Genomic DNA, 24,079 nt, shown 5'->3' on the forward strand with positions numbered 1-24,079 from the left:
TTATGTTAAGGAAAATCAGAATCACACTGGCTGCCGTGATGTTTATAGGCATCACTCTGTTGTTCCTCGACTTCACGGGAACAATGCACCATTGGGTCAGTTGGATGCCGAAACTACAGTTCTTAGAAGCGATTCTGGCACTAAACGTGGCGGCTATCGTGGTTCTCGTAGTTCTGACCATCATCTTCGGACGCATCTACTGCTCCGTCATCTGTCCGTTAGGCGTCTTACAAGACATCTTCGGATGGTTTGGTAAGAAGGCGAAAAAGAACCGTTACACTTTCTCGAAAGCGAAGTCGTGGCTGCGCTATGCTTTCCTCGTACTAGGTATTGCGTGTTGGTTTTTAGGTATCGGCGTGGTCGTACAACTGCTAGCGCCCTACTCCACCTTCGGGCTCATTGCTACGAACCTGTTACAACCTATCTATCAGGCAGGCAACAATGTACTTGCCTTCATTGCTGAGCACAACGACAGCTACATGTTCTATCACAGTAATATCTGGATGCGAGCATTGCCGTCATTGGTGATAGCCATCGTTGCCTTTATTATTCTTTTCTTCCTTGCTTGGCGCAATGGAAGAACCTATTGTAACACAGTCTGCCCTGTGGGAACTGTTCTCTCGTTCCTGAGCCGCTTCTCTATTTTGAAGATTCACTTTGACGCAGACAAATGCAGAAACTGTTCACTATGCTCAAAGAACTGCAAGGCAGCATGTATCGACTACAAGACACATTCCGTTGACGCTACACGCTGTGTGGTATGCGGCAATTGTATCGAGAATTGCAAGTTCGGAGCGTTGAGGTATGGGTTTAACAAATCTAACGGACGACCCGATAAACCTGCTGACTCCAGCGAAACCGTTGATTCCTCCAAGCGCAGTTTCCTTCTCTCTTCCGCTTTGCTGACCACTGCCGCCCTTGCCCAAGAGGCAAAGAAGACAGACGGCGGACTCGCTGAAATTGAGGACAAGGTGGCACCAGAGCGACAGACACCACTGACACCTGCAGGGTCTTTGTCTGCACAGAACATGGCAAAGCGCTGTACGGGATGCCAACTCTGTATCTCTGAGTGTCCAAATGAAGTATTGCGTCCATCCAGTGATTGGCTTCATCTGTTGCAACCAGTCATGTCGTATGAGCGTGGCTATTGTCGTCCAGAATGTAACCGTTGCTCAGAGGTCTGTCCTACCGGGGCTATCAAGCCCATTAGTCATGAAGACAAAGCATCAACGCAGATCGGTCATGCTGTTTGGGTAAAGAAAAACTGTATTCCGCTGACTGACAGTGTAGAGTGCGGCAACTGTGCCCGACACTGTCCTGTAGGTGCTATCGAGATGGTACCTTCCAGTCCAGACGACAAGGAGTCACCAATGATTCCCGCCGTTAATGAGAACCGCTGTATCGGCTGTGGAGCCTGCGAGTATCTGTGCCCGGCACGACCATTCTCTGCAATCTATGTGGAGGGACATGAGATACATAAAGAAGTTTAGAGTTGATCGTTTAGAACTTAAAGAGATGAAAAAAGATATAAACCGCAGAAATTTCCTCAAGTTGTTAGGAGGTGGAGCAGTGACAACCGCTGCCGTCCTGACGGGCTGCAAGTCAAAGACCGAGACCAAGGCGGTCAGCGAATATACCAAACAGGTGGAACCGCCGACAGGTCAGATGACCTATCGCATCAATCCCAAGACGAAGGAAAAAGTATCCATCCTCGGCTATGGTATGATGCGCCTGCCGTCAAAGACAGAGAACAAGGACGATTACGATCAGGAGATGATCAACAAACAAGTAGACTATGCCATTGAGCATGGAGTCAACTACTTCGACACAAGCCCCGTCTACTGCCAGGGTAAGTCGGAGACTTGTACTGGCATAGCCCTCAGCCGCCACAAGCGTGAGGAGTATTTTGTTGCCACTAAACTCTCAAACTTCCACCCTGACTCACAGACACGTGAGGCAAGTATCGGCATGTACCAGAAATCTCTGAAGGAATTGCAGGTAGACTATATCGACTACTATCTGCTGCATGCTATTGGTGGAGGCATGGATGAGTTTAATCGTCGTTATATTGATAACGGCATGATGGACTTCCTGATGAAAGAGCGTGAGGCAGGACGCATCCGCAACCTTGGTTTCTCTTTCCATGGTCAGAAATCGGTATTTGACGAGGTACTTGCCATGAACGACAAATATCACTGGGACTTCGTACAAATAGAGTTGAACTACCTGGACTGGAACTATGCCGACGAGATTAATAACCGTAATGTGGATGCCAGTTATCTGTACGGAGAGTTGCAGAAATACCATATCCCTGCCGTTATCATGGAGCCACTGTTGGGCGGACGACTTGCAAACCTGCCCCAGTATCTCGTCAACGAACTGAAACAGCATGCTCCCGAACGCAGTGTCGCCTCATGGGCATTCCGCTATGCGGGCACTCCAGAAGGTGTGCTCACCGTACTCAGCGGCATGACCTATACGGAACATCTGAAAGACAACCTACTCTCCTATTGTCCGTTGAAGCCTCTGACCAAGAAAGAACAGGAGTACCTGCATAGTGAGATTGCGGAGAAGATTGTGGGACTGGAGAACATTCCTTGTAATGATTGCAAATATTGCATGCCCTGTCCTTACGGCATTGACATCCCTGCTATCTTCGTCCATTATAATAAATGTAAGAACGAGGGTACCCTGCCCCGTCTGAAGATGGATGACGAGTATGCCAAGTTACGCCGTAACTACCTTATCAGCCTCGACCGTGCCGTACCTCGTTTCCGACAAGCAGACCACTGCATCGGTTGCGGTCAGTGTGAGCCGCATTGTCCACAAAACATCCGTATCCCACGAGAACTCCAGAAGATCAGTGAGTTCGTGGAAACCTTAAAACGTAACAATTGGATGTTAGAAGAGAAAGCAAAAGAATAATAAACAAATACAAAAACAAGAAAGGCATTCGATGGGAATGCCTTTCTTATTTTGTTATTTCACTACGAAGTCAAGACTCTGCAGGTCTTTGTCGAGGGACGACGTACCATAGAGGATTTGGTAACGTCCCGGTTTGACAGACAACTCGTCGATAGCCTCGTTATAATATTCAAACGCCTCATCATCCAATGAGATGGCAGCCGTTGCCGTCTCACCAGGCTTCAGGTTCAGTTTCTGGAATCCCTTCAGTGCTTTGATGGGTGCTTCCGCATCCTCGAGTGCTTTCACATAGATCTGTATCGTCTCTGTTCCCTCACGCTTACCCGTATTCGTCACAGGGACCATTATTTTCACCGTTCCTCCCTTCTTCATTGATCTCGCAGACAGTTTAGCTTTTCCGACCGCAAAAGTAGTGTAGCTTAACCCATAACCAAACGCATATTGCGGCTGTCCTGTGAAGTAACGATACGTACGGTTCTTCATTGAGTAGTCGAGGAAGTCTGGCAAGTCATTGGTAGAACGATAGAATGTCACTGGCAACTTTCCACCAGGGTTATAGTCTCCAAAGAGCACATCGGCAAGAGCTTTGGAGCCACCTTGTCCAGCATACCATGCCTGCAAAAGTGCATCATACTGTCCCTCCACACTGCCGAAGGCAATAGCAGATCCAGAGCAATTGACAAAAATGACTGGACGACCCGTAGCATGCATAGCACGTAGCAGACGTTGCTGTACTTTCGGCAACTCAATATCCGCTTTGTCGCCACCCTCGCCTTCCATCTGAGCGGAGATTCCTCCGATAATGATGATGGCATCGGCATTCTTCACCTCCTCGGCTAAAGGTGTGAAATCAACAAGGATACGCTCACAAATATCACCACGTAGCATCGCAAACTGTCCGTTGCCACGACGGTACTCTATCACAACCTCATAAGTCTCACCAGCCTTGACGGGGAAGGACTTATACTCCATTGAACGATGGAAATAGCCACCTTGAGGAAGATACGGCTCTGCCGTCTCCACTACCTCGTTATTTACCTTGAGGACATAACCATTGTCAGAAGTCAACGAATACTTCATCTCACCAGTGAATGTCGACTTATAAGTTCCACTCACTCGAACGGACAGAGAATCGTTGTTAACACCCTCGGCAAAGCCCCATGCACCAAAAGTCGTAAAAGCCATCTCCTTGTAATAGTCTTTCTTTACTGGCTCACCTTCTAATCTCCGGTTATTCCAGAATTCCACCAAAACACCCTTACCGTCATTGAAGTCTTGCAGATGATGAATGGTGTTATACTCGTCATTCAGCTCACAGGCTTTATGATAGATGACTCTTGTGTTTGGCACAGCAGCCTTGATACCTTCCAATAAAGAGTGAGTATGCGCCTTTGTCGGTGTACCACCATAGTTACCATTCAGCATCGCGGCATCATCTGCATTAGGACCAATTACAGCAATCGTCTTGATACTCTTTGAAAGCGGGAGGACGGGAACTTTTGCCCCACCGGCGGAAACCGCTTCCCCGCTTAACGGAGAGCGCACCTTGTTCTCCAACAGTACCATCGATTCGCGAGCAGCCTGGGTGGCAAGCTCATTATTTTTCTCACTACTGATAACCTCCGGACCTAAGTTCGCCCAAGGCAACATCTCAGCAGGATCGAACATACCCAGTTCGAAACGTCCGTAAAGAGTCTTACGCAGGTGCTGATCGAGGTCAGCCTCTTTGATATATCCTTTCTTTAAGCCCTCTGTCAGACACATAAACACCTTGCCACACTCCAGATCCGTACCGTTCAGTACCGCATCGACACTTGCCGACAACGGATCCTTATGTGTCTCATGCTGTCCTTTGCTATAGAAATTATTGATTGCGTCACAGTCCGTAACCACCAAGCCATCATAACCCCATTTGTTACGCAGGATATCAATCAGCAGACGGTCACTCGTACAACAAGGTTTTCCTTCGAAACGCTGGTAAGCACACATCACCTCCCGAACATGCGCCTTTTTCACTAAAGCTTTGAAAGCAGGCAGATAGGTCTCCCACAAGTCACGGTTCGTTGGTTCCACATTCATGGAGTGACGTAACGGCTCTGGTCCGCTATGCACCGCATAATGCTTGGCACAGGCATGGGTCTTGAGATAATGACTATCATTCCCCTGCATACCCAGCACAGTCTGTACACCCAATACAGCATTCATATAAGGATCCTCACCACAGGTTTCCTGACCACGTCCCCAACGGGGATCACGGAAGATATTGACATTCGGGCACCAGAAGGTAAGCTCAGGATTCCCAGGATAATAGATCACGCCCATCGGAACGTTGAAGACATTATGGTCACTGCGGTTCCAGTTAGCACGAGCCTCATCAGAGACAGTTGAAAAGACATCGTAAAACAGTGGGGCGTTGAATGCCGCTGCCATACCGATGGGTTGCGGATAGACGGTATAGTCACTCTGACGTACCCCATGACACGCCTCACTCCACCAGTTATACGACGGAATACCGAGACGGTCGACAGATGCCGATTTATTCATCATTAACCCCACCTTTTCCTCTGGCGTCAACAGGGAAATAAGGTTTTCCACTCGTTCCTCATAAGAAAGCTTAGGATTCTGGAACGGATATTGATACTGTGCAGAAGTCTTACTTACCGAAAGACAGATTGTCAAAAAGAGAAAGACGATATTTTTCATCATAGCTAATTTTTGTTCATCAATAGTTTTATCAAAGCACGACGACGTTGTGACCATGTCGGATAATCATCTGCACGAAGTGTGATAACCTTGAAATCCGGCATTTGAGGACCTTGTCGCATAAAATCCAGTGTACTGGTTGTCAACACACACGACTTTAACTTACCATCAGCGATTAAACGGTCGGCAATAGCATCAGCGCCACCTACTTTAAACCAGCTCTCCATCGTATCACCCTCACCAGGAATCAGTTGGATGAACACAGGCATGATAGGAGTTGCCGGCATAGGAGACATATACCATGCTTCTTGTCGCTCCACATCATAGCCTACCCTGCCATGTGCGATATCACCCTGGGATGCGAAGTTGAATGGTGACTGGGGATTATCGGCAATGCTGTACTTAAAGCCTTTGTCGGGTGACAGGTACATATTGCTAGGGTCTGCCACCTGAGTACCATCCACCACGAAACAATATTTAAAAGTCTCGAAGAGGAAATCCGTCATCGTCACGGTCCACACACCATCTGAATCTTTTGCCATCGGCAGGGGCTTTGGAAGAATCTCGCACTCCAGTTCCACCTTCTGTGCCTCTGGTGCCTTAAAACGGAAAGTGACACCCTGCTCCGTATACTCTGGGGAAATGATTGGCTTGGGGAACAAGCGTGCCATCACACCTGGTGTAAACTGCGGTTCCTTACCGGTAGCGGCAGGAGCCGGTCTGCCCCCTGCCATCGCAGCCTCAGCGGCTTTCTTATTAAATAATAAAGGTAGCGTCTTATACAAGAAGTATTTGGCGTTCATCCAAGTATGTCCAAATTTGTCGTTAGTGAATTCCTTAACGGAGCGAATTCCCTTCTTATCAAGGAATTCCATATAGTCACGGGCATTACCATAAAGGAAATCATCCGTTCCAACGCCCAGCCAGAACAAATGGATCTTCTTATTAGTGTCATCAGCATGGTCATAGACATAGGGAATATCCGTTGATGTAAAGGAACTATAGGAACAGAGATAAGAGAACTTATCAAGATTGCTTAATCCATTGAAGAGCGCCTGGTTACCACCACGAGAGAAACCGCCTATGGCACGATGGTCCGCATCATTCTTCGTACGATAGTTCTTTTCGATATATGGCATCAAATCATGAATGAGATCCTTACTGAACACATCCCCGCCGAAATGTGTCTGGGGCATACCCAGACTATCCTGCTTGGCAGGCAACAATTTATAAGGATTACCATAAGGGAGCACAACGATCATTTCCTTGGCAGCCTTCTCCGCCAACAAGTTATCCAAGATATAATTGACACGACCTACCTTATAATAAACCTCCTCCGTATCCGTAGTGCCACTGATCAGGTAAAACACTGGGTATTTTTTCTGAATATCCATCATATAATTAGGTGGCAGATAGACGACCGCATGATTCGTACCGCCCAGACTCTTGGAATAGTAATGAATATACTCCAATCGACCATGAGGCACTTTTTTTATATCGTACGCCAATGTCCCAGTCTTCGAGGGAATCTCCAACAGGCTGTTCTTAAAACCCTCATTGGGGAAATACTGAGGATTCTCAGGGTCCATGACACCGACACCGTCCACGATGAAACAATAAGGATACATATCAGGAGCCGCAGGTCCGACCGTCACAGTCCATCTGTCTGTACCAGCATCACGTTTCATCTCTTGACGACCGGCAAACTGTACATCAACGAAAACAGACTTTGCCTTGTCATTCTTGTAATAAAAAGTCACTGTCCCGTCATCGTGACAGACAATTGACTTTTGACCACCGGTTTGTTGAGCCCAGCCCTCAGTTGCCATGCAAACAGCAACAGCCGCTACTAGTCTTACTATCAATCTTTTCATTTTACTTTTGTCAGTTAGTATTCAATTCCTTGGATGCAAAAATACAAAAAGAATCTGTATTCTCCAACTTTATGATAAGGAGAACAGCAAAATGACACACCAGCGAAAATGATTGTTACAATTAAGATAATTTCGAGACGATAGCAGAGGCTACCGTATAGGCAGTCGTCCATGCTGCTTGGAAGTTAAAGCCACCTGTAACACCATCCACATCCAGCACCTCACCAGCAAAGAAGAGACGGGGCACGAGTTTGCTCTCAAGGGTCGATGGATTTACACTCTTCAGCGAGATGCCCCCACAGGTAACAAACTCATCTTTGAAAGTTCCACGTCCGCTAATCTGATAAGTATCGTTACAAAGAATGTTGACAATACGGTTGACATCCTTCTTGCCCAGTTCATGCCATCTCACCTCCCATCTGTCTGCCAATGATCTCGTCATAAGGAAAGCCCACAAACGCTGGGGCAGTCCAAAAGGATTGAAGGTAGGAAGTTGTTTTGAGGAATGAACCCTCATGGTCTCATGAAGGATGTTCTCTATATCGGAGTCCCGGGCGGTCGTCCAGCGAACACTGACAGGTAACTTATATTCCTTCTCCGCCAACAATCTTGCCGCATAGCTGGAGAGTTTCAGGATAGCAGGACCGCTCATTCCCCAATGAGTTATCAACAAAGGACCACTTGCATGCAGTTTGGTCCCTGGTATCATCACCGTTGTCTGTCCCACCACTGTTCCCATCAATGCTGTCAACGACTTGTCAGCGACCTGAAAGGTGAAGAGCGAAGGTACCGGTTGCTCTATCTCATGTCCCAGGTCGGCGAGCCATCTCAGTCCCTCCCCTTTTGGAGAACCTCCCGTGGTGACAGCAATGAAATCATAATCCTGGAGGGCATCCAGTGATTGTATTTTCCTCCCAAGACATATCTGTACCTGATGACGACGAGCTAAGGTAAGGAAACAATTGATAATGGCATGTGAGTCCTGGGCTGCAGGAAACACGCACTGGTTATCTTGTGTTATCAGGGGGACACCATGATGCTCGAACCACGCAAAGGCAGATTGGTAATCGAAGACATTGAATAAACGTTTCATCAACCGATGCCCACGAGGATAAACCATCCGCAAGTCCGTCACATCCTCAAAAGAGTTGGTACAATTACAACGTCCACCACCAGAGACCTCCACTTTTGTAAGAACCCGCTGGGCACGTTCGAAGATAGTGACCTCCATCTCTGGCATCATCTCTTTCAAGTTGACTGCAAGAAAAAAGCCTGCGGCACCACCGCCTATAATTGCTGTCTTCATCTGATGGACAAAGTTACGAAAAAACGAGAGAAACGCAAAAGGAAAGTTTACTTTTCTTTTCATTTCCGAGTGCCAAGTAAGTTCGGCGAAGCCAAAGTTACGAAAAAACGAGAGAAGAACAAAACAAACATAGTAGAACGTTAACATTCTATAATAAGTCAGACCGTCACACGGCCCAACTCAGAGAAGCCCAGACAGTTTAAAGGTTTCAAGACTTATGACGACAGAGGGACAGTACGAGGGAACGATTGCGGGTAATACGCAGTATGTCATCTTCGGCTCTTCATTCAAGAACCTTGTAACAAAGACAAAGAGCTATTGATACAGGGGTAAAGAGCCTTTGGAACAGGGGTAAAGAGCCTTTGAAACAGGGAGAAAGAAAGTGCCTTCCGGATTTTTAGCGGACGGCAAAAATATTCACAGCGCCCGCCAAAAATATCTTTAGCGGTCGGCAAAAACATTCACAGCGGTCGCTGAGAACCTGTTTTACAGAGAGGGAGAGTCTTGGACGGGTACGTAGTGCCATATGCGACCGTCACGATAACGGTGCATCCGCGGATGGTCACCTTGACAAAGACCGTCGAGGAATTTCTTTGCCGAGCTGTATTTCAACCCGCTGAAAGTCTGGAAAGTCTTGATGGTGACATATCCATAACGGACACTTTTCCGCAGTGCCGCATCCATCGCCTGGGAGTCGTACATCTGACTATTGCCCACCATATTCCTGCGACGGCGGAAACCGTGAGTGCCACAATCAGCATCTTTCACGAACTGCTTGGAGGGAATGAACTCGACACCATGATACATCACGTCCAGTCCCGTCACCTTCTCCGGGTCGGTATGCTCACCCAAGAGTCTCAACTTGGGGGCAAAGGATCCGAAAGGTGTCTCCACACGCTGACCTTGACGTAACCACATCGTTGTCACCTCCTCCAGCAGACTGAAGAAATGCTTCATCTCACCCTTGCTGGTATGGCGGTATTTGCAACAGAAATCGTCAATGGCATCAAGATCGTATTTGTACTCTACAACGGGTTGTGCATAGAGCAAAGGTTTGCCGTCCTCACCCTTCGTGGGGCGCGGCTGAAGTTCAAAAAGTACTCCGTCTGTCTTACGTGGCATAATGAATTGTTTTCAAATAATGGGGCAAATATAGTGAATTTCGCAGAATTATCGTTATATTTGCAACCAATATTAACAATAATGAGGAAATATCTCTGTAAGGTGGCAATGGATATCATGGTGAAGAATACTATGACTGAGAGATGATAAAACTGATTATATTCGATTTTGACGGTACATTAGGTGATACCCGACGGAATATCGTCACGACGATGCAAATGACGATTGCAGAGTTAGGATTGGGTGGTCATACTGATGACGAATGTGCTTCCAAGATTGGACTGCCTCTGGACGGTTGTTTTGAGGCATTATATCCTGATGAGAGCAAAGAGACCATCCAATTATGTGCTGACACCTACAGGAGAATCTTCCAAGAGAACCTGCTGAATATGAAACCGCAGGCATTCCCTCTAGTCAAAGAAACACTGGCTGCGCTGAAGGATATGGGATACTCCCTCACGATAGCATCTTCACGCTGGCACAAATCTCTGTCTGGATTGATACACGACTTGGATATAGCGGAGTATATTTCATACTTGGTCGGAGCAGACGACGTAGATAAAGCGAAACCTAATCCTGAGCCTGCCCTCAAGACTCTTTCAGCCACAGGTTTCAATGCCAGTCAGACTCTTGTCGTCGGGGATATGAACGTAGACATCCTAATGGGACTAAACGCTGGAACTAAGACCTGTGGCGTGACTTACGGGAACGGAACAAGAAAGGAACTTGAAGAGGCTGGAGCTGACTATATCATTGACAGTATAGACAAACTTATCGAAATAGCAAACAATTATTCACAAAAACTACACGAATTATGAAAAGAATGATTTTCTACCTCATGGCAATGACGGGTGTGCTGACCCTTTCAGCGCAGAGCATTTATGACTTCAAGGTAAAGAACGATGTAGGACAGGAGGTCTCGATCTCAGACTATAAGGGGAAAGTGTTGCTGATTGTGAATACTGCTACCCGATGCGGATTCACACCACAGTACAAAGACCTGGAACCTCTCTACCAGAAGTATCACAGTCAGGGCTTCGAGATCCTGGACTTCCCCTGTAACCAGTTCGGTCAGCAAGCTCCTGGCACCATTCAGGAGATTCGCAGCTTCTGTACTGCCAACTTTGACATCCACTTCCCTCAGTTTGACAAGATTGATGTAAACGGTGAGAACGCACATCCTCTTTATACATGGTTGAAGGAGCAAGCTGGCGGTGGTGACATCAAGTGGAATTTCACTAAATTCCTGATTGGACGCGACGGAAAGGTCATCAAGCGTTATGAGTCTCGTGACCAGGTGGCAACCATCGAAGCCGACATGCAGATGGTGGTCAACCCTGTGCTAAGTAACATCATGGCACGTCGCTCTGTCCGTAAGTACCTCGACAAGCCTGTAGAGCATGAGAAACTGGAGATTGTAGCCCTTGCTGGCATTAATGTTCCAAGTGCCATGAACCGCCAAAATTGGGCTGTGCGTATCATTGAGAATCCACAACTGATGGACGATGTGAAGGGACAGACCCGTAATGCACCAAACCTTATTTGTGTCTGTGCTCCAGCGAACGGCAATTTCAACCTTGACGCTGGTCTGATGGGACAGAACATGATGCTGGCGGCACAGTCTTTGGGACTTGGCACTTGCATCCAGACAGGACCTGTTCGTTTCTTAACCAATGACGAGAAGGCAAAGGCTTTCCGTGATAGCCTTGACATCCCTGCTGACTACAAACTGCTTTATGTCATTTCTATCGGCTATCCCGATGAACAGCCAGATGCCAAACCTCGTGATGCATCGAAAGTGAAATATATCAAATGACAACTATTGTAATTAGGTTTACTGATTCCCTTATTGGGTACATATGATAAGATTGGAAAAATATCGGATTGGGTTGTTACTAGCCATCCTTACCATTTGTGGGACGACTAGTTTTGCCTCATGCTCTTCAAATGAGGATAACGCTACTGAGCAGAGCAACATAACAACTATTGCTGATAAGGTTTGGGCTTTCAGTCAGACCCATCCAGACGGATTCACTATTGACATCCGCACAATGACTGAACCGACTGAAGGAATTGCTGTCAGTTATGCAGCTACTCAGAACAGCCATTCGCGTGACCAACTCGACAAGGTGGTAAGACATGCTTTGCAACACGAAGGCTATGTAGGCGGTTGGTTTAACAGTGAGGATAACCTTTATTACTTCAACAGTACAAAGCTATTCCCAGAGAACGACCTAAAAGGTGCTATCCAGTTCGGGAAGGAGAACGGTCAACTCTCGGTTTTCATCCTGTCAACCTATACAAATATTCCCATCGACGGAAAAGTCGCCGAGATAGTTGAGCGAGGCACTATCCTCTTTGGTACTACTGGCGACTATAGACCGTTATCTTTCTGCGAACCCGATGGGACTTATTGGGGCTTTGGTATTGAAATTGCAAAAGAGATAGCGAGAAGGTTAGGAGTAAACATAGAGTTCAAAAAGACCTCATGGCCTACGTTAACGGAAGATGTATTGGCAGAACCTCAAAAGTTCGACCTCGCCATTGGCGGTATAACCATCACCGATGCCCGACGTGAGACAATGCTAATGAGTGAGGGCTATCTGGCTAACGGCAAGACCATCCTGTGCAGGGCTTCGGAGGCAGACCGCTACAGGTCGTTGGCAGACATCGACAAGCCCGAAGTGACTGTAATGGTGAATCCTGGGGGACTGAATGAACAATTTGCCAACGAGAACCTGACTCACGCTAATATAGTCGTTCACCAAAAGAACGAGGAAATACCAACACTTGTAGCCGAAGGTAAAGCTGACGTAATGATAACGGAAATTACAGAGGCTCCTTATTATGTGCAGACTGACCCCCGACTTGCAGCCCCACTGTTGAACGATCCTTTTACTCATGGCGAGATTGGTGTCCTGATGCAGAAGGGGCAGGAGGATCTGCTACAGATTGTGAATAATGTCATTCATCAGATGAAGGCAGACGGCTCTCTTCGGAAACTACATGAAAAGTATGGATTGGTATATCAGACGGAAAACAATTGAAATAGAATATGTACACTTTAACTTATAAGGTAACAACAAGCACCTGTGACAGCGAGGGCAAACTAAAACTTTATTCAGCACTCCAGATGATGCAGGATTGCTCAGAGATGTGGATCGACAGCGAGCCGGAAGTCAAGAACTACTTCTTACAGCAGAACATGGCGCAACTCTTGGCAACGCGGCAGGTTGAGATTATCCGTGTACCCGACTACAAAGAAGAGTTGACGGTGACAACCTCCGTCTATGGCATGAAACCCATGTTCGGATTCCGTAACACGTTCATCTACGACGCACAGGGGGATCCCTGCTACAAGACATGGAGCATGGGAGCATTCGTGGACAAGGCGGTTGGCAAACTGAAACGTGTGGATGATGCAACCATACAATCTATGACGCTGGAGCCACAGTTGGAAATGAACTACAAAGACCGCCGCATTATTCTGCCTAAGGACGGTGGCAAGGTTCTTGAGCCTATCAAGGTTCTTCGTGCCGACATCGATTACAACAAACATCTGAATAATGCGAACTATGTCCGTATGGCGATGGAACTGTTGCCTGAGAATTTTGTGGTAAGCGGTCTTCGGGTAGAATATCGAGTAGCAGCTAAGCATGGTGATTGTCTGACTCCTACTATTTACAAATTAGCAGACGGCATCATTGTTTCCCTGTCTATCGGTAGTGAGGTAAGTGCCATCATAGAGTTTACATAACTTAGACTATATTCTGACCGGACTAATTCAGGTATACCATAGTACTTAATTTGTTATTAGTATAATTACACCGCAGATGCAGATGTAGGCATAGACAATGTATCTGAAGATGTGATTGGGAATATGCTTGAAAACGTATGCACCAAGCAACGTTCCTATGATGACGCCACCGAGACCATATAGATAGTCAATGGCAACAGTAGTGGTGAAGAAGCCTTTGTAGGCTCTCACACCTGTCATCATCACATTACCTATCAGGAAGTAGGTCTGCGCCATCGCCATGTAGTGTTCCTTCGTTTGTTCACTCTGAATAAAATAGAGTACAGCTGGCGGTCCTTGCATACCAAAGAAACCTCCCATCAGTCCGCTGAGTGTTCCTGCACCAACCTGTACACTCATGGTCGTTGGTAGTTTGATGCGCTGGCTGAAGAGCATGAAATAAATGCTGATAAGGATGAGTGCCACACCCAGGATGCGACGCAGAATATGGTCTTCGATACGTGTCAGAACAAAGATCGCTATCGTAGAAACAATGATGAATGTAAGCAATATCGGCCAAAGTCTGCTCCATGTTACATAGCCTCTCAGTCGCCATGCGATAGCAGCGGAAGTGGTAATTGCCAACAGTCCAGAGAGTGTCGTAGCCTCGCCATAGCTAGGCATGAGAAACGGCAGCATCGTCATAATGAAGATGCCAAAACCGAAACCCGTAGTGCGTTGAATGAAACTCGCACCAATGCTCAGTAGGAATATGGAAAGGACGATACTACTCATAGCTATAATATCAGATGTTTCATGGGATGTCCGCCCCAGTGGCTATCATTTACATATCGGAATCCGACAGAAGCGTATAATGCCTCGCCGGCTGGATTATTTTTATCTACCAAGAGTCCAATACAAGGCAAGCCCATACGATTAGCCTGTTCTTTAGTAGCCAACAGCAGTTTTCGTGCTATGCCTTGACGTCGATATTCTGGAAGTACGGCTAATGAGTCAATATACAGTTCGCCAGTCTGCGTCTCGTCATCCATACTCGTATGATCCTTGCCGATATATTCTTTTGCAGTTTCGATAAAGGCGCGACGAAGTTCATGCAGACGTCCTCCATCATAGCTGACGGAGATACCGACAACTTTATCACCATCCATTGCTACCAACGTATTCCGATAGCTATACTGCGAATCCTCGCGTTCAACAAGAGTCGTCATCATCTTGCGGAAATCATCAAGTCCGTATCCGTTACCACAGAAATGTAGACAGCAATCATCTGTCATGGCTGTCATTATCAGTTTCGTTATTTCCTCCGACTGTGCTGTAATCGCTTTTCGAATCTCTATCATTCGTTCTTCGCCAATTCCTTAATTAATCTCAAAACTAGGTACAAAAGTACTAAGAATTCTCCAAATATCAGATGAAAATACGAACTTTGCAACAATCTTTAAGTAATAAGATTTTTGCATCACCATTATTAGCATCCCATTCGGGAAGATGCACTATAAGCTGGCAAAGCTGGTCCTTTCACCTTTTGGGAAAGAATTAGCTTATCACCTCAATGTTTAACTGAGTTTAAAGGATTGTCAGCATAGTTTAAGCAAGTTTAAATTTCGTGCCAGTTTGACTTCACCGATTGTCATTCTGGCACGGATTCTTTCTATAGGCATGTACTTTGCTTATCTGTTAGTGAGAGCCGAAGCAAAAGCCGAGGCGATCTAGAACAAATAAGTTAAACTAAAAGTATAATTAGGAGGTATTGATTATGTTGAACGGATTAATGAAAAACAATGGTTGGTTCCCGACAATGTTTGATGATTTCTTTAACACTGATTTCATGCCTCGTGCCAACAGTACAGCACCCGCAGTCAATGTCAAGGAGAGTGAGAAAGCCTACACGATGGAACTTGCAGCTCCAGGCATCAAAAAAGAATATTGCCGCGTAGCCATCAATGACGAGGGCAACCTCACCATCGCCATTGAGAACAAACAGGAACACAAGCATGAGGACAAGCGCCATCACTATCTGCGCCGCGAGTTCAGCTACTCCAACTACGAGCAGAACTACGTACTACCAGATGATGTTGTGAAAGACCAGATCTCAGCCAAGGTAGAGGACGGCATCCTGACTATCACGATGCCGAAGACCGAGCCGAAGGAGAAGGTTACCAAGGCCATTGAGGTATCATAAAGTGATTCTATTTCAAAACAGCAAGACCCCGACCTGCAGAAATGCAAGCCGGGGTCTCTTTTCTCCGAGTTTTGGATGAGATTTGGACCTGATTAATGATAAAATGCCATTGTCTTTGTTTCTTTACGAATAATTAATTATATTTGCACACGAAAAAGGCAATTAAAGTAGAACATATGAATGAAAAGTTGATACTTAGCGAGGATGGAAAAGTTGTTCTAGAGGCTGACCATTCCATTATTCATGCCGTCATTCCAGAAGGAGTGACTGAAATTGGGGGCGGAGCGTTTTCCAACTCAAGGGTTTTACGTTCTGTTTCCATTCCAAGCACTGTGAAAAAAATAGTAAATCCTTTCATTGCTGTAGAGCTATATTAGAGACGTTGTGTTTGTCTGGAATTGCGAAAAGAAATATTATGGACTACCTGCCAAAAGACCCTGCAATCTTAGTTTCGAGCGTCAACATGCTTCTGAGGGATGAAGAGTTTGACAGCCTTGAAGCTTTGTGCTTTGCTTTCAGCAGAGAGCCGTATGAGATTAAGGACTATCTGTTGGAGAAAGGCTTTGTTTGGAGTGAACAACAAAAACAGTTCCGTCCGATAGGCTATGACAAGAAAGAATGATAACGAAAGATAGTATAGAGACAGCCTACAGTTTTCTGCATCAGAAGCAGAGAATCTATGTTCATTCGACGCTCGACTGGCAAAAGGACGACATAGAGATCGCCATTGCCTCGTATGTAGATGAAATGAGCCAGGAACTATTTGACGCTATTTCTGGTAACAGAGCTGACTTCCTGAGAGATCACAAAAAGTTTCAAGAGGACATAACCAAAGCTATTGAGATACTTGAAAATATGCTATAACAATGATTGAACAATTTGAAAAACAGCTACATCAGGACTTGCACCTGTTCCTTCAGTCAATGAAAGAAATTGATGCACGTCTGCCTGAGTGTCCCGATGTTGAAGATAAGTGGGAGCAGATAGCGAAAGCCTACATTCCCGACGGTATCAGGGAGTTCAACGACTTCCCTTCCGCTTCCCTAGGAGGCTTTCGATGCCTATGTCTCATGCCTGCATCAACTCTACCTGTTTGGAGCCGCTATGCAGTTGAACAGGATGGGCTATCACATGACTAAAATGAACTGATGAAAGAATTGAGCCTCCCACATATCGTCCTTATCTACCTCGCTTTCATCAACGCGGTTACTTTCTTCGTGTACGGTATCGACAAGTGGAAGGCAAAGAAATCCTTATGGCGTATTAGAGAAGCCTCACTATTGATGCTGGCGATACTCGGTGGAAGCATTGGAGCTTGGTTAGGAATGAAAGTCTGGCACCACAAGACACAGCATAAGAAATTCAAGTATGGCGTACCTGCTATCATTATTGTCCAACTCGCAATAATCGCCAATTTTATAATATCAAAAACAATATGAAAAGTTTTAAGAAACGAACTTCGAGGCTGGTATCCTGACCAATGACTCAAAAGTGATATGTTATGAAGTGGACTGTGTTATCAGATAATCGAAGCAATGACAACCGTCTCTCTACAGAGCATGGTCTTTCTATCCTTCTGGAAACAGAGAAACATAAGATCTTGCTTGATACTGGAGCTAGTGATGTGTTTATCAGGAATGCGAAGCTGTTGGGCGTAGATCTCAGCAGTGTGGACTATGTTTTCATTTCCCACGGACATAGCGACCATGCAGGAGGCTTACGATATTTCTTGGAGCAAAACCGATTAGCAAAAGTTATCGTCTCCCCTGATGTAATAAACAAAAAGTTCTACTCCAAACGAGGTAATCTGCATAGCATAACAACGGTATGGCCAGAAAACATCAAGGACAGGCTCATAACAATAGACAAGTCATGTAAGATTTCAGATGACCTTTATGTTATAGCCCATTTTCCCCAGATTTATCCAATGCCAAAAGGGAACAAGCATCTGTTCGTAGAAGATATTAATGGCGATTGTAAGCCTGATAATTTCCAACACGAACTAGGTTTATATACTGATGGTTTCTTGTTTACTGGCTGCGCTCACAATGGACTGGAGAACATACTGGCAGCATGTCCCTATTCTGTAAGATCCGTAGTAGGTGGCTTCCATTTGCTTGATGGTCAGGAACCGGAGGAAGAACAATTGATTTTGGCTGAAAGACTGAAAGATCATTACTCCACAACACAATTCTATACCAGTCATTGCACAGGTGACAATGTATTTGAGGTAATGAAGGGTGTGATGGGTGAACAATTGCAGTCCTTTAGATGTGGAACTATAGGGTACTTTCCCATAAATAATTGAGAGAATCCTTTTGCAAAACCAAAGAAAATGTGTATCTTTGTCACTTAAACGCGGTTTTACAGAAAATGATAGAAATAAAATACGCACGTAAATCGCTTAAACTGTGCGTATTTACGTGCGAAAAACTTGTAACTTGCTGATATTCAGCTAAGCTGGCGGAGAGAGAGGGATTCGAACCCCCGGTGCCTCTCAGCACGACGGTTTTCAAGACCGTTGTAATCGACCACTCTACCATCTCTCCAAAACCTGACTTCACAGGTGATTTCCTCCAAAATCGGGTGCAAAGGTAATGGTATTTTTCCAATCCTGCAAATTTTTGATATACTTTTTTGTCAGATAGGGGTAAAATGATTATATTTGCAGCATGATTTACCCGAAGAACTTTGAAGCGAAGATTGGCTTTGACGAGATACGTACGTTATTGAAAGCTCAATGTCTAAGTACATTGGGGAAGGAAAAAGTGGATGAAATCGCTTTCTCCGACGATGCGACAACCATCAACGAATGGCAGGAACAGATTCGTGAGTTCCGCCGTTTGCAACAAGAAGCGGAGAATTTCCCTCTGAATTATTTCTTTGATGTCCGTGAGTCAATTACCCGTATCCGTATGGAGAACACACATCTGGAGGAAGATGAGCTTTTCGATTTACGACGTTCGTTAGAGACCATCACACAAATTGTGAACTTCCTGAACAAAAACGGAGGTGACGAAGAGAATCCAGCATATCCCTACCCTGCCCTACACCGTCTTGCAGAAGATGTACTGACATTCCCAGCGATGATTCGTCGCATTGACTCTATTCTGGATAAGTTTGGCAAGATAAAAGACTCTGCCACGATGACATTGGCAGGTATTCGCCATGAGATGGCACAGACAGAGGGCAGTATCTCAAGAACCTTATATACTATTTTGCATGCTGCCCAGCGTGATGGGTTGGTGGATAAGGATGTCGCTCCTACCATGCGTGACGGCAGACTGGTCATTCCTGTGGCACCAGGACTGAAACGGCGTATCAAGGGTATCGTCCATGACGAGAGTGCAACAGGAAAGACAGTATTCATCGAGCCAACCGAAGTGGTAGAGGCAAATAATAAGGTCCGTGAACTGGAAGCAGCAGAACGGCGTGAGATTATCCGTATCTTGACGGTCTTCTCCGATGAGATACGTCCTCATGTTCAGGAGATTCTCGACTCCTATCAGTTCCTGGCACAGATAGACTTGATCCGTGCCAAGGCAGAACTGGCTCAAGAGATGACCGCTTTCGAGCCGATTGCCAAAGACGAGCCGTATATTGACTGGATCCATGCTATTCACCCATTGTTGCAACGCTCCCTGTCTCGACAAGACAAGGAGGTGGTTCCCCTTGATATCCTGCTGACGAAGGAGAAACGCTTATTGATTATCTCAGGTCCTAATGCTGGTGGCAAGTCGGTTTGTCTGAAAACAGTAGGACTACTACAATATATGTTGCAGTGTGGACTCTCCATCCCCATTGGCGACAGGAGCACGGTGGGTGTCTTCCAACATATCATGATAGATATTGGCGACGAGCAGAGTATCGCCGACGATCTCTCGACATACTCCAGTCATCTACTGAATATGAAAAACATGATGAAACAGTCGAATGCCCATACTCTACTACTAATAGATGAGTTTGGAGGCGGCACAGAGCCTACCATTGGCGGTGCTATCGCCGAAGCGGTACTCAAGCAATTCTGGGAGAAGCAAGCCTTCGGTGTCATCACGACTCACTATCAGAACCTGAAACACTTCGCAGAAGACCATGAAGGAGTCGTCAATGGTGCCATGCTCTACGATCGTCATCAGATGCAGGCACTCTTCCAACTTGCCATCGGACAACCTGGCAGTAGCTTCGCCATCGAGATCGCCCGTAAGACGGGAATCCCCGAGGAGGTTATCAAAGATGCCTCCGACATCGTCGGTTCAGACTATATCCAGAGTGACAAATACCTACAGGACATCGTCCGAGACAAACGCTATTGGGAAGGCAAACGCCAGACAATACACCAGCATGAGAAATCACTGGAGGGACATATCCAGCGTTATGAGAGTAACTTAGAGGAGATAGAACGGGAGCGTAAGGCGATCCTCCGTCGCGCTCAGCAACAGGCAGAGGAACTACTGACTGAGGCTAACCGTAAGATAGAAAATACCATCCGTGAGATTAAGGAAGCTCAGGCAGAGAAAGAACGTACCCGACTGGTACGCGAAGAACTGAATGAGTTCCGTAAACAGGTAACGAATGACGACCAACAGGGTCTGATGAGCGAAGAGGACTTCGCTAAGAAACTGCGTCAAATGGAAGAGCGAAAGGCACGAAAAGCCCAACGCAAGGAGAAGAAAGACGAGGAACAGAAGAGAGCCAGCGAGAAACTGGCTGCCAGAGCGAAAGAAAACTTGCATCCAGAGAACCGTCCGTTGGAGAAGGGCGACAGTGTCCGCATCAAGGGTACTAACAGCATTGGCGAGATTGAAAACATACAAGGTAAGCTGGTCACGGTTATCTTTGGTGGTCTGCGTTCTAAAGTGAAACTGGAACAACTAGAGCGGGCAGCATCCAAAGGAGCAGAGACTGTGCAGAACAGTGTCGATAAACATGCCCACCTTGCCATCCAGACCTCAAAGATGACACGCTCTACGATGGAGGACCGCCGTCAGAACTTTCATCAGGACATTGATGTACGAGGGATGCGTGGCGATGAGGCGATAGATGCCGTCATGCACTTCATTGACGATGCCATTCTAATAGGTATGAGCCGTGTACGCATCCTCCATGGAACAGGCACAGGTATCCTTCGCCAACTCATCCGTCAGTATCTCAATACTGTTCCGAATGTCAAGAAGGCTAAGGACGAACACGTGCAGTTTGGCGGTGCCGGCATCACCGTCGTGGACTTGGAATAAAGAAATCGTCATAAGATGCTTTTCAAAGTAAAGCGACTAAAAGAATTGAAATATCTAAACATTTAAATATATGAAAACCAAAACAATACTACTAATTATGTTCGTTGCCTTCGCAATGGGTACAACGGCAAAAGACTATACTGTTTCCTCACCAGACGGTAAGTTAGTGATCACCATCCATGCAGATGCCAATAGGTTAGCATGGGAGGTACAACAAGGGAGCACAACCGTACTGACTCCCTCTGAGATCGGGCTCAACGGTGCTTTTCAGAAGATGAGCGGTAAGGTGACAAAGAATACTGCCATCGTCAGCAACAAACAATATCAGGTGGAGTTCCGTGCCGACAACGACGCTGCCGCCTACCGTATCCATGTGCTGGACAAAAAGGGAATCACTGTCAATAGCGAGACTGCAGAGTTCAACTTTACCAGCGACTACGATGCGTTTATCCCTTATGTCAACGACAACCGAGGCGGAGAGCGTTATTGCTACAGTTTTGAATCATACTATGACGAACAGCCGTTGTCAAAAATGTTCACTGACTCACTCGCCATCAATCCACTTGCCGTCCGACTGCCAGAGGGAAAGCTCGCCGTCATCGCTGATATGGGATCCGTCGACTACCCAGGCATGTTCCTCTTGAGGAACGGAACACATGGGCTGAAAGCAGCCTTTGCACCATATCCTATTACCTCCAAGATTGGCGGGTATGCCCGTCTGAACCTCGTGCCGACAGCACGTGCCAGCTATATCGCCAAAGAAGTGAAAGGTGCCCTTCCCTGGCGTATCGTCTTGGTGACAGGACAAGACAAACAACTGCTGACTGCAAACCTGCCTCACCGTTTCGGACCCAAGTGTCAAATTAGTGACACATCATGGATCAAACCAGGTAAGGTAGCATGGGATTGGTGGAACGCCACCATGCTGACAGGTGTACCCTTCCGTGCCGGTATGAATACAGACACCTATCGCTATTACATCGACTTTGCGGCAAAGAACCATCTGGAGTATATCATCATTGACGAGGGATGGAGCACTGATGAGTCATTGCGTTCTGAGCTGAACCCGGACATCGACCTGCTGAGTCTGCTGCCCTATGCCGAGAAGAAAGGGGTGGGTATCATCCTATGGAGTTCGTGGCGTAACTGCATCAACAATACAGAGGATGACTTCAAATACTATGCTTCATTGGGTGTGAAAGGCTTTAAGGTTGATTTCTTCGACCGTGACGACCAGGAGGTGATGCGCTCTGCTTGGAAAATAGCCGACTGTGCCGCCCGTAACCACCTGTTGCTCGACTACCATGGCTATCGTCCCACAGGTATTCAGGTGGCATTCCCGAATATTGTCAATTTTGAAGGAGTGAAAGGGTTGGAGAACTCGAAATGGGAACCCCGTGTGGGTGATGGTCCCTTACATGACCAGCCCCGCTATGATGTGTCTATCCCCTATCTGCGCCAACTCGTAGGACCATTAGACTACACCCCTGGCAGTATGACAAATGCCACCCGTGCGGAATTCTTCGGCAATAACGACCACCCCATGAGTCAAGGCACCCGTGCCCATCAGGTGGCAATGTATACTCTCTTCGATGCACCCTTGCAGATGCTTGCCGACGCACCGACCAAGTATGAGCGTGAGCAGTCCACTACTGACCATATCGCCCAAATCCCTACCGTCTTCGACGAGGTTATTGGCTTAGACGGGCAGATAGGCGAGTATGCCGTGATCGCCAAGCGCAAAGGCACTACCTGGTATGTCGCCGCCATGACCAACTGGACAGCACGTGACCTCACCATCACGTTCCCTATGCTCACAGAGGGTACGCACCAGGCAGAGGTCTTTGCCGATGGTGTCAATGCCGACCGCGATGCCAACGACTACACCAAGACACTTCAGACAATAAAGAGAGGGGACACACTGAAAATACACCTCGCTCCTGGTGGTGGATGGAGTGCAATCATCAAATGAGAGAATTGTCGGATTGAATATCCAAGACACCTGCCGTTAGAAGGTGTACAAAAAGAGATGAGGAAGTCACCTGAAAGCTAGCTTTCGATTACTTCCTCATCTCTTCTTTGAGCCTCTTGTCGGATTCGAACCAACGACCCCGAGATTACAAATCACGTGCTCTGGCCAACTGAGCTAAAGAGGCAGGTGGGCAAGCTGACTGTATCGCGCCGCTACAACCAAGTACCTTTGCTACGTTCCCGTCCTGGAGGATTCCGAGGGAGCTGGCCGTACAGGACTTGCCCATGTTTGGTTTTGCGGCTGCAAAGGTACTAACTTTTTTTAGAATACGCAAATAAAATTTGTTTTTTGCTCACTTATTGGATAAATTTCTTACGTTCGACAAAAGAAATGCATTACTTTTGTTCTCTCTTAATCGAAATTTTCGTACCTTTGCACTCGAATATGACACCACAGGAATATACACAATTAAAAGCTTTCGCACGACAAGACGGAGTATTACTTGCTTTGTTGTGGATAGGAGGTTTCGCCTGCTACATCCTCGGATTATCGAATCCGATGCTGGGACTTGCGGCAATGGTACTGATTTGTGCCACCCCATTCTTCGCAGCAAGCAGGCTTCGACATTTCCGTGATTACGGAAGGGAGGGCATCATCTCTTTCACTCGAAGCTACGCCTATACCGTATTCATCTTCTTTTATGCTGGTATTCTGCTTGCCGTAGCCATCTATCTCTATTTCACCTTTATAGACAATGGCTTTTTGATGGGAAAGATTCTTGAAACCATACAATCGCCAGAGGGACAGAAGATCATTGAACTTTACGGTATGACAAAAGAGATAGACGAGAACATCAAATTGATAGCAGGAATGCGTCCCATTGACTATTCCTTGAATATGCTGACGATCAATATCATCTCAGGGTTTATTCTCGGAATACCTATTGCTGCCATCATGCAGCGACGAACCAGCAAGTCTGACTCTCTAAACGCTAAACAATAAAC

At 46.4% G+C, this 24,079-nt stretch carries 21 protein-coding genes, 2 tRNA genes and 3 pseudogenes; 18 read left to right on the top strand and 8 right to left on the bottom strand.

Annotated features, from left to right (window positions below):
• Positions 1 to 2 precede the first annotated feature (2 nt).
• Both BM257_RS08635 and BM257_RS08640 read left to right on the top strand, forming a co-directional pair.
• A complete protein-coding gene (locus tag BM257_RS08635; protein ID WP_092071161.1) occupies positions 3 to 1,490 on the top strand; it encodes a 4Fe-4S binding protein in 1,488 nt (495 codons plus the stop codon).
• A gap of 25 nt (positions 1,491 to 1,515) precedes the next feature.
• Entirely contained in the window at positions 1,516 to 2,925 is a 1,410-nt protein-coding gene (locus tag BM257_RS08640; protein WP_092071164.1) for an aldo/keto reductase, read from the top strand.
• Between the two features lie 54 nt (positions 2,926 to 2,979).
• On the opposite strand, the gene BM257_RS08645 is transcribed toward BM257_RS08640, so the two are convergent.
• From BM257_RS08645 to BM257_RS08660, 4 genes are all read right to left on the bottom strand, one after another.
• Positions 2,980 to 5,631 carry a glycoside hydrolase family 3 C-terminal domain-containing protein gene (locus BM257_RS08645; RefSeq protein WP_255405674.1) on the bottom strand — a complete coding sequence of 884 codons (2,652 nt, stop codon included), beginning with the start codon at positions 5,629 to 5,631 and terminating at the stop codon, positions 2,980 to 2,982.
• Positions 5,632 to 5,633: 2 nt separating this feature from the next.
• On the bottom strand, positions 5,634 to 7,502 hold the full coding sequence (locus tag BM257_RS08650) for an alpha/beta hydrolase-fold protein (protein WP_092071167.1): 1,869 nt from the start codon (positions 7,500 to 7,502) through the stop codon (positions 5,634 to 5,636).
• A gap of 121 nt (positions 7,503 to 7,623) precedes the next feature.
• Entirely contained in the window at positions 7,624 to 8,808 is a 1,185-nt protein-coding gene (locus BM257_RS08655) for an aminoacetone oxidase family FAD-binding enzyme (RefSeq protein WP_092071170.1), read from the bottom strand.
• A gap of 486 nt (positions 8,809 to 9,294) precedes the next feature.
• Positions 9,295 to 9,930 carry an HU family DNA-binding protein gene (locus BM257_RS08660; protein WP_092071173.1) on the bottom strand — a complete coding sequence of 212 codons (636 nt, stop codon included), beginning with the start codon at positions 9,928 to 9,930 and terminating at the stop codon, positions 9,295 to 9,297.
• Positions 9,931 to 10,073: 143 nt separating this feature from the next.
• Between BM257_RS08660 and BM257_RS08665 the strand changes: the two genes are divergently transcribed.
• The 5 genes and pseudogenes from BM257_RS08665 to BM257_RS08680 all read left to right on the top strand — a co-directional run bounded on the left by BM257_RS08665 (position 10,074) and on the right by BM257_RS08680 (position 13,687).
• Positions 10,074 to 10,748: an HAD family hydrolase gene (locus BM257_RS08665; RefSeq protein ID WP_092071176.1), complete on the top strand. Its 675-nt coding sequence runs from the start codon at positions 10,074 to 10,076 to the stop codon at positions 10,746 to 10,748.
• Positions 10,745 to 11,212 (top strand): annotated as a pseudogene (locus tag BM257_RS15165) (glutathione peroxidase); the annotation flags it as partial. The gene BM257_RS08665 and the pseudogene BM257_RS15165, both read left to right, overlap by 4 nt.
• A gap of 78 nt (positions 11,213 to 11,290) precedes the next feature.
• Positions 11,291 to 11,746, top strand: a pseudogene (locus tag BM257_RS15170) (nitroreductase family protein); the annotation flags it as partial.
• Between the two features lie 43 nt (positions 11,747 to 11,789).
• The gene (locus BM257_RS08675; protein WP_255405675.1) at positions 11,790 to 12,977 is read left to right on the top strand and encodes a transporter substrate-binding domain-containing protein; all 1,188 of its coding nucleotides are present in this window, start codon (positions 11,790 to 11,792) and stop codon (positions 12,975 to 12,977) included.
• An 8-nt stretch (positions 12,978 to 12,985) separates the two neighbouring features.
• Positions 12,986 to 13,687: an acyl-[acyl-carrier-protein] thioesterase gene (locus BM257_RS08680; protein WP_092071181.1), complete on the top strand. Its 702-nt coding sequence runs from the start codon at positions 12,986 to 12,988 to the stop codon at positions 13,685 to 13,687.
• A gap of 45 nt (positions 13,688 to 13,732) precedes the next feature.
• Here BM257_RS08680 and BM257_RS08685 read toward each other — a convergent pair whose 3' ends face one another.
• Positions 13,733 to 14,461 (bottom strand): sulfite exporter TauE/SafE family protein, encoded by a 729-nt coding sequence (locus BM257_RS08685; protein ID WP_092071184.1) that lies wholly within the window; start codon positions 14,459 to 14,461, stop codon positions 13,733 to 13,735.
• Between the two features lie 2 nt (positions 14,462 to 14,463).
• Positions 14,464 to 15,027 carry a GNAT family N-acetyltransferase gene (locus BM257_RS08690; RefSeq protein WP_092071186.1) on the bottom strand — a complete coding sequence of 188 codons (564 nt, stop codon included), beginning with the start codon at positions 15,025 to 15,027 and terminating at the stop codon, positions 14,464 to 14,466.
• 115 nt (positions 15,028 to 15,142) lie between these two features.
• Here BM257_RS08690 and BM257_RS08695 point away from each other — a divergent pair.
• From BM257_RS08695 to BM257_RS08730, 8 genes and pseudogenes are all read left to right on the top strand, one after another.
• Positions 15,143 to 15,247, top strand: a pseudogene (locus BM257_RS08695) (YccF domain-containing protein); the annotation flags it as partial.
• 196 nt (positions 15,248 to 15,443) lie between these two features.
• Entirely contained in the window at positions 15,444 to 15,869 is a 426-nt protein-coding gene (locus tag BM257_RS08700) for an Hsp20/alpha crystallin family protein (protein ID WP_092071189.1), read from the top strand.
• A 176-nt stretch (positions 15,870 to 16,045) separates the two neighbouring features.
• Positions 16,046 to 16,246 carry a leucine-rich repeat domain-containing protein gene (locus tag BM257_RS08705; protein WP_092071191.1) on the top strand — a complete coding sequence of 67 codons (201 nt, stop codon included), beginning with the start codon at positions 16,046 to 16,048 and terminating at the stop codon, positions 16,244 to 16,246.
• 38 nt (positions 16,247 to 16,284) lie between these two features.
• On the top strand, positions 16,285 to 16,491 hold the full coding sequence (locus BM257_RS08710; RefSeq protein ID WP_092071193.1) for a DUF4250 domain-containing protein: 207 nt from the start codon (positions 16,285 to 16,287) through the stop codon (positions 16,489 to 16,491).
• Positions 16,488 to 16,733 carry a hypothetical protein gene (locus BM257_RS08715; protein WP_092071196.1) on the top strand — a complete coding sequence of 82 codons (246 nt, stop codon included), beginning with the start codon at positions 16,488 to 16,490 and terminating at the stop codon, positions 16,731 to 16,733. Before BM257_RS08710 ends, BM257_RS08715 begins: the two co-directional genes overlap by 4 nt.
• A 59-nt stretch (positions 16,734 to 16,792) precedes the next feature.
• The gene (locus tag BM257_RS08720) at positions 16,793 to 17,008 is read left to right on the top strand and encodes a hypothetical protein (protein WP_369821318.1); all 216 of its coding nucleotides are present in this window, start codon (positions 16,793 to 16,795) and stop codon (positions 17,006 to 17,008) included.
• Positions 17,009 to 17,017: 9 nt separating this feature from the next.
• On the top strand, positions 17,018 to 17,308 hold the full coding sequence (locus BM257_RS08725; protein ID WP_092071198.1) for a DUF1294 domain-containing protein: 291 nt from the start codon (positions 17,018 to 17,020) through the stop codon (positions 17,306 to 17,308).
• Between the two features lie 62 nt (positions 17,309 to 17,370).
• Positions 17,371 to 18,177 (top strand): MBL fold metallo-hydrolase, encoded by an 807-nt coding sequence (locus BM257_RS08730; protein ID WP_092071201.1) that lies wholly within the window; start codon positions 17,371 to 17,373, stop codon positions 18,175 to 18,177.
• A gap of 153 nt (positions 18,178 to 18,330) precedes the next feature.
• Here the strand turns inward: BM257_RS08730 and BM257_RS08735 are convergent.
• A tRNA-Ser gene (locus BM257_RS08735) sits at positions 18,331 to 18,418 on the bottom strand.
• Positions 18,419 to 18,541: 123 nt separating this feature from the next.
• Between BM257_RS08735 and BM257_RS08740 the strand changes: the two genes are divergently transcribed.
• The gene (locus tag BM257_RS08740; protein WP_092071203.1) at positions 18,542 to 21,103 is read left to right on the top strand and encodes an endonuclease MutS2; all 2,562 of its coding nucleotides are present in this window, start codon (positions 18,542 to 18,544) and stop codon (positions 21,101 to 21,103) included.
• Positions 21,104 to 21,173: 70 nt separating this feature from the next.
• A complete protein-coding gene (locus BM257_RS08745) occupies positions 21,174 to 23,075 on the top strand; it encodes a glycoside hydrolase family 97 protein (RefSeq protein ID WP_092071206.1) in 1,902 nt (633 codons plus the stop codon).
• Positions 23,076 to 23,185: 110 nt separating this feature from the next.
• Here BM257_RS08745 and BM257_RS08750 read toward each other — a convergent pair.
• Positions 23,186 to 23,259 (bottom strand) — tRNA-Thr (locus tag BM257_RS08750).
• A gap of 260 nt (positions 23,260 to 23,519) precedes the next feature.
• On the opposite strand from BM257_RS08750, the gene BM257_RS08755 reads away from it, so the two are divergent.
• A complete protein-coding gene (locus BM257_RS08755) occupies positions 23,520 to 24,077 on the top strand; it encodes a DUF4199 domain-containing protein (protein WP_177216066.1) in 558 nt (185 codons plus the stop codon).
• Positions 24,078 to 24,079 lie beyond the last annotated feature (2 nt).

It is taken from the genome of Prevotella sp. tf2-5 (assembly GCF_900115435.1).
Classification (GTDB): domain Bacteria; phylum Bacteroidota; class Bacteroidia; order Bacteroidales; family Bacteroidaceae; genus Prevotella.